This is a genomic window from Campylobacter sp. IFREMER_LSEM_CL2127 (genome assembly GCF_025771745.1).
Taxonomy (GTDB): domain Bacteria; phylum Campylobacterota; class Campylobacteria; order Campylobacterales; family Campylobacteraceae; genus Campylobacter_D.
This window is the reverse complement of sequence record NZ_JAKMQV010000007.1, coordinates 53,194-64,694: the sequence shown is the minus strand read 5'-3', so window position 1 is coordinate 64,694 and position 11,501 is coordinate 53,194. Positions and strand designations below refer to the sequence as shown.

Annotated in this window: 11 protein-coding genes and 5 tRNA genes; all 16 read right to left on the bottom strand. The window is 29.1% G+C overall.

Annotated elements, in window-relative coordinates; translation table 11 throughout:
* Positions 1-233 precede the first annotated feature (233 nt).
* Positions 234-1,007 (bottom strand): hypothetical protein, encoded by a 774-nt coding sequence (locus L8V77_RS05940; RefSeq protein WP_263707135.1) that lies wholly within the window; start codon positions 1,005-1,007, stop codon positions 234-236.
* 192 nt (positions 1,008-1,199) lie between these two features.
* A tRNA-Leu gene (locus tag L8V77_RS05935) sits at positions 1,200-1,284 on the bottom strand.
* Positions 1,285-1,289: 5 nt separating this feature from the next.
* Positions 1,290-1,366 (bottom strand) — tRNA-Arg (locus L8V77_RS05930).
* A 27-nt stretch (positions 1,367-1,393) separates the two neighbouring features.
* Positions 1,394-1,470: transfer RNA gene (locus tag L8V77_RS05925), tRNA-Arg, on the bottom strand.
* 3 nt (positions 1,471-1,473) lie between these two features.
* A tRNA-His gene (locus L8V77_RS05920) sits at positions 1,474-1,550 on the bottom strand.
* Between the two features lie 12 nt (positions 1,551-1,562).
* Positions 1,563-1,640, bottom strand: a tRNA-Pro gene (locus L8V77_RS05915).
* A gap of 86 nt (positions 1,641-1,726) precedes the next feature.
* A complete protein-coding gene (locus L8V77_RS05910; protein WP_263707134.1) occupies positions 1,727-2,449 on the bottom strand; it encodes a TerC family protein in 723 nt (240 codons plus the stop codon).
* Positions 2,450-2,490: 41 nt separating this feature from the next.
* Complete coding sequence (gene purN / locus L8V77_RS05905) at positions 2,491-3,063, bottom strand: phosphoribosylglycinamide formyltransferase (RefSeq protein ID WP_263707132.1); 573 nt, start codon at positions 3,061-3,063, stop codon at positions 2,491-2,493.
* On the bottom strand, positions 3,054-4,400 hold the full coding sequence (locus tag L8V77_RS05900) for an NAD(P)H-hydrate dehydratase (RefSeq protein ID WP_263707130.1): 1,347 nt from the start codon (positions 4,398-4,400) through the stop codon (positions 3,054-3,056). Before L8V77_RS05900 ends, purN begins: the two co-directional genes overlap by 10 nt.
* A complete protein-coding gene (rmuC, locus tag L8V77_RS05895; protein WP_263679578.1) occupies positions 4,384-5,724 on the bottom strand; it encodes a DNA recombination protein RmuC in 1,341 nt (446 codons plus the stop codon). Before rmuC ends, L8V77_RS05900 begins: the two co-directional genes overlap by 17 nt.
* A gap of 2 nt (positions 5,725-5,726) precedes the next feature.
* Positions 5,727-6,416 carry an NYN domain-containing protein gene (locus tag L8V77_RS05890; RefSeq protein ID WP_039619378.1) on the bottom strand — a complete coding sequence of 230 codons (690 nt, stop codon included), beginning with the start codon at positions 6,414-6,416 and terminating at the stop codon, positions 5,727-5,729.
* Positions 6,417-6,424: 8 nt separating this feature from the next.
* Complete coding sequence (locus L8V77_RS05885; RefSeq protein ID WP_263707129.1) at positions 6,425-7,933, bottom strand: YifB family Mg chelatase-like AAA ATPase; 1,509 nt, start codon at positions 7,931-7,933, stop codon at positions 6,425-6,427.
* The gene (gene def, locus L8V77_RS05880) at positions 7,930-8,454 is read right to left on the bottom strand and encodes a peptide deformylase (protein ID WP_263702869.1); all 525 of its coding nucleotides are present in this window, start codon (positions 8,452-8,454) and stop codon (positions 7,930-7,932) included. Before def ends, L8V77_RS05885 begins: the two co-directional genes overlap by 4 nt.
* Positions 8,451-9,491, bottom strand: a complete 1,041-nt coding sequence (locus tag L8V77_RS05875) for a GGDEF domain-containing protein (protein ID WP_263702867.1) — start codon at positions 9,489-9,491, stop codon at positions 8,451-8,453. The genes def and L8V77_RS05875 overlap by 4 nt, the downstream gene beginning before the upstream one ends.
* Before the next feature lie 14 nt (positions 9,492-9,505).
* Entirely contained in the window at positions 9,506-10,096 is a 591-nt protein-coding gene (gene clpP, locus L8V77_RS05870) for an ATP-dependent Clp endopeptidase proteolytic subunit ClpP (protein ID WP_087699173.1), read from the bottom strand.
* On the bottom strand, positions 10,096-11,415 hold the full coding sequence (tig, locus tag L8V77_RS05865; protein WP_263707128.1) for a trigger factor: 1,320 nt from the start codon (positions 11,413-11,415) through the stop codon (positions 10,096-10,098). The genes clpP and tig overlap by 1 nt, the downstream gene beginning before the upstream one ends.
* Positions 11,416-11,501: the final 86 nt, after the last annotated feature.

Below are 11,501 nucleotides of genomic sequence, written 5' to 3'. Positions count from 1 at the left end.
ATTTAAAAAGGAAATGAAATTATAGCAATAAAAGCTTAAAGTTTTATTAATATAATTAGACATTTAAAGAAATTTGTTTTAGGGAAATAATGGAAGGAGTGTAGAATAATATAGAATAGGAGACATAAGAGGATAAAAAACTCCAAAAATTTTAGCAAGGCTTTTAAATTTTTGCATAAAACATATTTAACTATAAAGTTAAAACGCTTGTTTTGCCAAAATAATATATGATTTTAACCAAATAATTCCATAGCGTCTTTGTATGCACTGACCAACGAAGCTAAAGTAACAAAACCACCGATAATTAAAAAAATCATTTCGATTTTTTTTCTTTTATTCTCTTTTATTTTTTCCTTTTTATCTTCCTCTTGATTTTGTTCAATATGCAAAATATCAACAAGATTTTCTATCTGGATTTTAAGCTCTTGATGTTGTTCTAAAATATCGTAATATTGAAATATAATTTTCCATATTGCATGTTTTTGTTGGTAGTTATAGTGCACTGGATTACTAAAAAAATACTTTAGATTAAAAACATAAAAATCTTTTTTAATATCAATAACATCATGATAATTTTCTTCATCTATAATACTTGAAGTTAAATTCAAATAATACTCCATTTTCTCACGATAAGCCAAAGAAAGCGCAAACATAGTCATTATATCGTTAAATTTACTTTCACAATTATTAAATCTAGCCTGAAATAAAAAGCCTTTTTCTGAAAACACAACTTTAATATCTGGATTATCATAACAATTTGATTTATCTATTTTTAATGTAGAACTACCTCTTAATAGTTGCGATATTTTACCATCATTCATATTTTCATCGGTATATACAACTATATGATCTATCACACCTTTTTTAAATTGACAATACTCTTGACTTACCGAGACTCCATCTTTTATACATATAATACATATATCAAAAATTTTATATATTAATATTGTATCTTTGGCATACTTTTGATCTTCTATATTGGTGTAAATTTCTAAATTTTGAGTCAAAAAGGTATGAAAAAATCTTTTGTTCTTGTATCTTCTTTAAATTTATCCTTGCAAAAATTTTCAATAATTTTAACTTGATATATATTTACCATAGCATCTTCCTAGTTTTGTAATATTATAAATTTAATTTATGTTATAAATATGACTAAGATGAATCGCGAAACTTAAATACTTAAAAGAGTTTTAAATTAGTGGTGCGGATGAAAGGACTTGAACCTTCACGCATTGCTGCACCAGATCCTAAGTCTGGCGTGTCTGCCAATTTCACCACATCCGCAAAAGTGGTACGCTCAAGAGGATTCGAACCTCTGACCTACGGCTTAGAAGGCCGTTGCTCTATCCAGCTGAGCTATGAGCGCATAAAAATAAAAGTAACAATAGGCTTATGGTGCGCCCGATAGGAATCGAACCCATAACCTACAGATCCGAAGTCTGTCGCTCTATCCAGTTGAGCTACGAGCGCTGATGGGGTGAGTGATGGGAATCGAACCCACGACCCTCAGGACCACAATCTGATGCTCTAACCGACTGAGCTACACTCACCATTTATAAAAATGGTCGGGGTGAAAGGATTCGAACCTTCGGCCCCTTGGTCCCAAACCAAGTGCGCTAACCAGACTGCGCTACACCCCGATGTACAAAAATAAAGCGTTATTCTACATAAAAAAATATTAAAAGTCAAGATAAAAAAATATTTAGCATAAAAAATGCTAAATATTTTAAGAATTATTTGTTTGTTTTTTTTGCGAAATGATGTTTAAAATTTCTACTATCAAAGAAAAAGCCATAGCTGTATAAATATATGCCTTATCTATATGGATATCAAAACTTTCACATACTAAAACAAAGCCTATCATTACTAAAAATGCCAAAGCTAAGATTTTAATGCTTGGATATTTTTCTACAAAATCTGCAATTGGTTTAGAAGCAAAAAGCATAACTAAAACTGCAACAATAACAGCAATAATCATAATCTCTATATCTTGAGCAATGCCCACAGCAGTAATAACACTATCAAGAGAAAATACTATGTCTATCACAGCTATTTCAGCTACTACAACCCAAAGTTTATTGCTAATTTTTATATTGCTTTGACTTTCCTCTTGGTGCATTATACTTTCTTTAATTTCCTTAATTGACTTAACTATTAAAAACAACCCTCCAAGTAAAAGCACCAAATCCCTACCTGAAATTTCATTGCCTAATATACTAAATAAAGGCGCAACAAGCTTCATCACCCAAAATAAAGACAACAATAATAAAATTCTAGTAATCATCGCAAAAGCAAGACCTAGAATTCTACCCTTATCTCTATGTTCTGGTGGTAATTTAGAAACTAAAATCGCTAGAAAAATGATATTATCAATACCTAGTACAATCTCCAAAGCTGTAAGAGTAAGCAATACCACCCAAGCATCTACACTAAAAATCCATTCAAACATTTACTTTCCTTAAACAAAAGCGTAATTATAATGATGAAAAATTAATCATTTTCAAAAATTTTTACAATGGTTTCAGGTAAAAGTATATGTTCGAGCTGGTGAATTTTATCTTCAAATTCTTCAAAGCTTAACTTAGCTTTTTCAAACGCCTTTTGTGCAATGATTTTACCACCATCAAGCTCTTCATTAACCCAATGCACGCTAATGCCTGCTACTTTCATATCACTTTTATAGCTTTCTTTGATAGCATGAGCACCTTTAAATAAAGGAAGCAAAGAAGGATGAAGATTAATAGCTTTTATATTTTGAGTGAAAACAGGACTTAAAATTCGCATAAATCCTGCTAGGATAGTCAAATCTACTTGACTTTCTTTTATAATTTTTACTAATTCTGCATCAAATTCTTCTCTTGAAGTAATTTTTTCATGTTCTATGATTTTAGTTTCAAGACCATATTTTAAAGCTCTTTGTATGCCATAAGCTTCTTTTTTATTGCATACACACAAAACTACTTCAAAGGTATTTTTACCAAAAGTTTTTTTATGTAATTTTTCTAAAATATTTTCCAAATTACTTCCATTACCACTAAATAAAACTGCTAATTTTATAAGCATTTTAACCCCTTTATTAATTTTAAAGCATCAAAACTAATTTTATTTTTCTTATAATTTTTAGCTACTAAAGCATGAGCTAATACTGCATTTTTAGCAGCTTCTAAAGCATTAAATTTAGCTCCAAGTAAAGCTGCTATCATACCACTTAGCACATCCCCACTTCCACCTTTTGCCAAAGCCTCATTGCCACAGTTTACTACAAAAAGTTTTTCTTTTTGAGTGATGATGGGATTAGCCCCTTTTAACACCAAAGCGCATTGGAATTTAGAACTAAATTTTCTTGCACAAAAAAAGCGTTTGTTTTGAATTTCTTCTACACTTACATCCTCATTAAAACAAAGTTTTAAAAGCATAGAAAACTCTTTAGGATGAGGGGTTAAAACAACATCTTCTCTATTAAGATATGAAAGCAAATTTTCACTTTGAAAGCAATTTGCATCTAAGACTAAAGGAATGTTTTTTAATCTTTCGTCTTTTAAAATACTTAAATCATCAAGCCCCATGCCTATAGCAGCTGCATTTATTTTACCTTCAATATCATCTTTTAGCATAATCAAAGGCGAAAAGCTTTCTTTGGCCACTAAAGATACAAGCCCCGCTCCAAACTCTAAAGCACCAAGTCCAGCTAAAGCACCTGCGCTTTTATTGGCAAAAATATAAACATGACCAAAATCACCTTTATTTGAGCTAGCCTTTTTTGTAATGAGTTTTAAATCTTTTTTTTCTAGTAAAAAACTTGAAGTATTTTGCATATAAGGTTTTAAACCCAAATTCGCAATTTTAATTTTACCTACAAATTCTTTTGCAAAATCTTCTAATAAAATTTCTTTAATTACCCCCATGCAAAGAGTATAATCAGCCTTAAAACATAGCTCTTGTCCAAGCCCGCTAGGAATATCACAAGCTATTTTTAAAGCTTTGCTTTTAGTAATTTTTTTAAAAATTCTTTGTAAATTTTCATCTAAAGCTTTATTTAAACCACTCCCAAAAACACAATCAACTATAATGTCAAAATCTTTAAATTTAGGTTCTTTTTTTAAAAAATTAAAACCTACATTTTTTAAAATTTGCTCTTGCTTGATAAACATTGTATTTTTTTTATATGGCATAACATAGGCAAAAGCTTTTTTTAAGTGTCTAATGGCCACAAGTCCATCAGCTCCATTTCCACCAGTACCAAGCAAAAATAAAATTTTAGTATTTTTTATGTTTTTACTTTTTTTCTTAATCAAATTTGCAAGCTCTATGCCTGCATTTTCCATCATTAAAAACTCATCCAAACCTTTTTCAATAAGCTCTTTTTCATAAGAAATATTATCTTTAAACACTACTTTCATCGCCCATCTCACATTTTATAAGCTTTTGGGTTTTAGCGCCTAGCTCTTTAAGCTTTATCACTCTTGAAGCAATATTTCCACTTCCATGAGTAAGCTTTGTTTGCATATTATCTACATTTGTGTTTAATCTTTTGATGTTTTCTTTGATTTTTTCAAAATCATCTAAAACACCTGCAAATTTATCATGAAATTTGCCAAGCTCATCAAAAGCTTTTAGGATATTTTCATTACTTTGTATATTTTTCCATGAAATATTTATCGTATTTAGTGCCATAAAAAGAGTATTTGGTGTAGTTAAATAAACCTTTTTTTTGTAAGCATATTGATAAATTTCAAGATCTACATTTAAAATCAAATCTAAGATATTTTGATAAGGTATAAAAAGCAAAACAAACTCATAAGTGTGTTTATCATACTGCATATAAGGCTTTTTGGCTAACTCGTCAATCCTTGATTTTAGATTATAAGCCAAATCAAGGCAGGTATTTTGACTAATATCTTCAAAAGCAAAATCACTTGGTAAAGAAAATTTTGCATCTATGATTATACTTTTTTGTTTATCTAAAAATACTACCGCATCAGGAATATAGGTTTTACCCTCATCTTGAAATCTCTCTTGCAATTTATACTGCACGCCCTCTACCAAACCACTATTTTCTAAAACCGATTTTAGTTGCAATTCTGCAAAATTACCACGAATTTTTTTATCGCCCTTTAAAATTTTAGCTAACTTATCTGCATTTTCTGTCATATTTTGGCTAAATTTAAACATATTATCAATATGAGTTTTAAGACTAACTTCATTTGAATTTAGTCTTTCATTGTATTCTTTAACGCTTTTTTTCACAGGCAAGAAAATTTCTTCTAAGATTTTTTTTGTATCCTCATTAAGCATAAGTTTGTTTTGGTTTAAAATACTAGCATTTTGTTTTTGTAAATTTTGTTCTAATTCTTGTTTTAATTCTACTAAGCTTTGCTTGTATTTTTCTTCTAATTTTATTAAAGTTTGAGTATATTCTTCTTTTAAATTCGCACGCTCTTTTAAATGTATATTTAAAAGTTCTTGCTGGGTTTGTTCTTTTTGAGCTAATTTTGCTTCTAAAGCCTCATTTTTAGACAAATATAATATTTTTTCATCTAAAAGTTTGGAATTTTTTTCTATGAGTGTAGTTTTTTCAAACTCTAAATTAGCAAGTTGATTTTGCAAGGCTATATTGCTTTGGTTTAAAAACTCTAATTTTGCTTTTTCTTTTTGACTTTTAAACACGTACCATATAAAAGCTAAAATTACAACAACTAAAAAGGCTATCAAGATATTTTCCATTTTTAAGCCTTTGTTTTTTCAATAAGAAAATAAATATTTTTTTCATTACCTTCTTTAAATTGTTTCATTTGTGGTAAAAACTCTTTTACCAATGCTCTAAAATTTTTAAAACCAAAATTTTGAGGGATAAAATTTGCGTGTTTTCTATTCATATTGGTGCGAATTTGAGCATATTCAGCACGGCCTTTTTCTTCTATTAAGGCTTCTGTGATATTGATTAAATCTTTGATATATTCTTTAGTGCTTAATATTTTTTCTTTAGATTCATCTTGATCTAAATAAAAAAATTCACTAAAAGAATTCACATAAGATTTTACAGCTTGTTTTAAACCCATACCTATAACTTGCTTTTTGCCTTCTTTAAGTCTTTGGATTAAACTAGTATAATCACTATCACTTGAAACAATGACAAAAATATCAATATCTTTTTCATAAAAAAAACTCATAATCTCAGTGATTAAATACATATCACTTGAGTTTTTATTAGCTATAAAATTAAATTGTTGCATAGCAATGATAGAATATTGTGCGATTTGTTCTTTCCAATTTTGTATATTTTTTTGTGTCCAATCTCCATAAATTCGTTTTATAACAATTTCTCCATAATCAGAAGCGATATCAAAAATAGATTTTGCATATTTTGAAGGAATATTTTCTGCATCAATAAAGATCGCCACGCTTTTGTTATCCATTTTTTCTCCTATGTAGTTCTCATTCTAAAACTTAATGCTTTTAAAATATGAGTTTTTAAAATCAACTCGCTTTGCTCTAAATCTGCAATAGTTCTTGCTACTTTTATGGTTTTATTTACCCCTCTTTGAGAAAGATTATATGAATTTATAGCCTTTTGTAAAATTTCATTCGCAGTAGAATCTAAAATACAAAATTGCTTCAGTTGTTCATCATTTAATTTAGCATTAAATTCTTCTTGTTTTCTTTGCTTTTGAAATAAAAATCCTTTAAAAACCATTTCACTCATTTGTTCAGAGCTTAAACTTGTTTTATCTTCATGTGAAATCTCATCCATAGCTACATAAAGATCAATCCTATCTAAAATAGGAAATGAAATTTTATTTTTATATTTTTTAATTTCTATCTCTTGGCAACGACATACAAGACTTTTAGAAAATAAATTTCCACAAGGACAAGGATTTTGCGCACAAGCAAATAAAAATTTAGTTTCATAAATCACTTTGGTATTAACTCTTGAAATAAGAATTTTAAAATCCTCTAGCGGCTCTCTTAAACTTTCTATGATTTGTTTTGAAAAATGAGGAAACTCATCAAAAAACAAAACCCCTCCATTTGCAAGTGCTATTTCTCCTATCTTGGCATTTTTAGTTCCTCCACCAAAAATACTAGCCCTAGTGCTTGTATGATGAGGACTTCTAAAAACCCTACTAGCACTAAAATCATCATCTAAAGAGTTTAATGACTTATAGGCATTTTGGGCTAAAATTTCTTTCAAACTTTGTGGTGGCATGATGAAAGGAAGTCTTTTAGCACACATACTTTTACCACTACCTGGACTACCTTCAAATAAAATATTATGCATACCCAAAGCTGCTATTATACAAGCAAATTTAGCATTTTCTTGACCCTTAACTTCTTTAAAATCATAAGGATAAATAGAATTTTTTATATATTTTTGATTATTAATTTCTATGGCATTTTCAAACAAAGGATGAGCATTATTTATATGATAATTCTCATAATTTTTTTCTTTAAAAAAATCCATAGCTTGGGCTAAATTTTCCAAAGCATAGATTGTTAAGTTAGGTATCATCGAAGCTTTTTGTGCTATAGCTTTTGGTACTACTACTTTGGCATTTTGTACTTTTGCACTTAAAAAAAGTAAGATAGAAAATAAACTAGCAGTGCTTTTAATACTTCCATCTAAACCAAGTTCTCCAAAAACAAAAAAGTCATCTAAATTTTCTTTTTGAAATAAAATCAAAATCGCAATAGCCAAATCAAAATGAGAGCCATTTTTAGGGATATCTGATGGACTAAGATTGATAGTGATTTTTTGAGCTGGGAAATTGAAATTTTGACTTAGTAAAGTTGCCTTAACTCTTTCTGTGCTTTCTTTGATGGTAGAATTTGCAAGACCCACTATACTAAAACCTGGCAAACCTCTTGTGAAAGTTGATTCTACATCGATAATATCAAGCTCTGTAGAAAAACTTGCACATTTTAGTTTTTTCATTTGGTCTTTTTGGATTTTTTCTTAAAGTCTTTATCAAATTTTTGGCGTTTTAAAAAAGAAAGTTTTTCTATAAATAAATGCCCATCAAGATGATCAACTTCATGTTGAATAGCCACTGCTAAAAAATCATGTGCTTGCAAACTTTGTGGCTTGCCAAATCTATCTTGATAATCAAGTTGTATATTTTTATAGCGCATTACATCTTCATAAAAACCTGGTATGCTTAAACAACCCTCGTTACAAGAAATTTTTTCATCATCTAAAGGTGTTATAATAGGATTAATAATTTCTAAAAGAGTTTGCTTATTTTCTTTTTGCTCACCTTCTTCATCACCAATATCTACAAGCAAAGCTCTAATTGGCACATCAACTTGAATAGCAGCCAAGCCTACGCCCTTATTAGCTATCATTGTTTCATACATATCATCTAGAAGTATATGTAAATCTTTATCAAAATTTTCTACTTTTTTTGACTCTAAAAATAATCTTGGATTAGGATAGGTAATTATCTTTCTTATCATTTTTCTTTTTCCACTATTATAAAGGGTTCTAAATTTTTTCCTGAATCTTTTAAAGCTTCAATACATTTTTCTATTAATTCTTCACCCTTGCTATCTTGATTAACAGCACTTATAGCCACTTCAACATCTACATCTATTTCTTTATCTGCTAGGAAAAAATTTGAATTTTCTAAAGATTCTAAAATTTTATTACATATTTCTTGTGCTTTTTCTAAATTTGTATGAGAAATCATCATAGCAAAAATATTGTTTCCACAATGGGCTACTACATCGCTTGAAGAGACATTTTTACTAAAAATTCTACACACACCTTTTAAAAAAGCATTTTTTTCTTTTTGAGTATAAGTTTGCTCAAGAATTTCTTCTTTTACTCTAAAAAATATTAAGGAAGTATGATAATTATATTTTGCATTACTTTCAATGCTTTTTTCTAAATTTTCTAAAAAATATTTTTTATTATAAACTCCAAATTTAGAGTCAAAATCACTTTGCTCTTCTATATGTTTATAAGTTTGTCTAACCTCATCAAAACTTTCTTTAATCTCATCTGAATATTTATCTAAAATACTAGAAAATCTTGAAAGATCTGCTTCAAGAGCGTGAATTACATTAGAAACAGCTAAATTTCCTGTACTAATAGCAAGTTCTGAATTACGTCTTCTTAACATATCTTTAACTGTTTCAAGATGTCTATAAATCATAGCAATGTATTGCAATAATGCCGAAGTAGAACTAAAACTTTTTTTGATTTCTTGTTCTATATTTGCACGTTTGATACCATCATCGTTTTGCTCAAATTCCATAATCTCGCTAACTTTTTTCTTAAAAGCTACCGGACGTTCTTCAAGCATTTTTTGAAAATAAACTCCATAATTAGTTGGTGTTGGAGGTACATTATCTTTTACAAGCTCAGTCAAAATAGACTTTGCAAATTTTTCAAATTCACCTCCACTAATTTTTTGAATTTTTGGAGCTTCTTTGGCTGGAGTTGGATCGCTACTTAAATTTAAATCAGCAAATAAATCATCATCTAACATTGCTATGCTTTTCCTTATTTAAAACTTTTTTCCAAAACCTTATCGATTAAGCCATATTCCTTAGCTTCTACAGCACTCATAAAAAAGTCTCTATCAGTGTCTTTTTCTATTTTAGAGAGTTTTTGTTTGGTGTTTTTAGCCAAAATATCATTTAAAATCGCTTTTAATCTTAGAATTTCTTTTGCTTGAATTTCTATATCAGTTGCTTGCCCTCTTGCTCCACCTAATGGTTGATGGATCATAATTCTTGAATTTGGCAGAGCAAATCTTTTCCCTGGAGCACCACAACTAAGCAAAAATGCACCCATTGAAGCAGCTTGACCAATACAAATAGTACTTACATCAGCTTTAATATAATTCATCGTATCATAAATACTAAATCCACTGGTTACAACCCCACCTGGTGAGTTAATATAAAGATAAATATCTTTTTGAGGATCTTCAGCCTCTAAAAACAAAAGCTGAGCTACAATAGAAGCAGCAAGATCATCATTGATCTCGCCACTTAACATGATAATTCTATCTTTTAAAAGTCTTGAATAAATATCATAACTTCTTTCGCCCCTGCTTGTTTTTTCAACCACATAAGGTATGTATGAGCTCATTATTTTTCACTTTCTTTTTCAGTTTTCTTTTTGTCATTTTTTTTGAAAATATCAGCAAAAAGTTTTTCTTCGATTAAAGACATTTTAATAGCAGGCAATGCACCTTGTTTTTTGTAATTATCTAAATGTTCTTGCGGGTTAAAACCATATCTATAAGCTTCAAAATAAATCGCTTGGATTAATTCTTGATCGCTTACTGTAACATTTCTAAGTTTTGCTAGCTCGTCTATAATGAAAGTTAATTTTACGCTTTTTTGTGCATCTTCTTTAAAACTTTCTCTTTTTTCTTTATATTTAGCCTCATCTTTAAATTCTTTTAATTCTTCTTCGCTTAAAGTTCTCAAAGAGCTTCTAAATTGCATATCTGTTTCTTGCTCTACTATATTTCTTGGTAAAACAAAGTCAAACTTAGCTACCAAAGCTTCTGCAAATTGATTTTTAAGCTCATCGTTGATAAGTTTAAAGATTTTTTCATTTTTTAGTTGTTCTTTTAATTTTGCATCTAATTTTTCAACACTTGGTTCTTTTTCTTCAGGTAACAAGCTTTTTAAAAGCTCTTCATTTAACTCAGGTAATTTAAGTTCTTGAATTTCGTGAATTTTTACTTTAAATACCGCATCTTTTCCTGCTAAATGCGCTGCGCCATATTCTTTTGGAAAAGTTACATTAATATCTTTTTCCTCACCTGCTTTTAAACCAATCATACCTTCTTCAAATCCTGGTATGAATTGTTTTGAACCAATTTCTAAAACATAATTTTGAGCTTTTCCGCCATCAAATGCTTTACCATCAACAAAACCTTCAAAATCAAATTTAGCAAAATCGCCTTCTTTTAAAGCTCTTGCTTCTTTAATCGCTTCAGGAGTAGCAAATCTTTTTAATAATTCTTCTTTTTTTGCATCAATTTCTTTTTGAGTTACTTTTGGTGTATTATAAGTTGGAATTAGTTCTTCATATCCATCTAATTTTACTTCTGGTCTAAAAGATAATACCATTTGAGCCTCAATAGCACCATCTTTTCTATCAAATTTTTCAAAATATGGCTCACCTACTAAATCTTTAGTCTCTTTTTGAACTTCTTTTAAAGCACCATCTACAGCATTTCTTAAAAGATCTTGCTCCGCATCTCTTGTAAGCTCTTTTTCATATCTTTTAAGTATAGCAGCAACAGGAACTTTTCCTGCTCTAAAACCATCCATTTTCATAGTTTTAGACGCTTTTTTAGCTAATTTTTCAACTTCTGCTTTAATAGCTCCTTGAGCAATTTTCACAGTAGCATTTGCATTTGCAAAATCAATTAGTTTTGCTGTAACTTCCATAATATTTTCCCTTTTTAAATAAAATTTTTTGATAATATACCAAAATTTTCCTTATCACTTTATATAAAAATAAAAATATGTTAAAA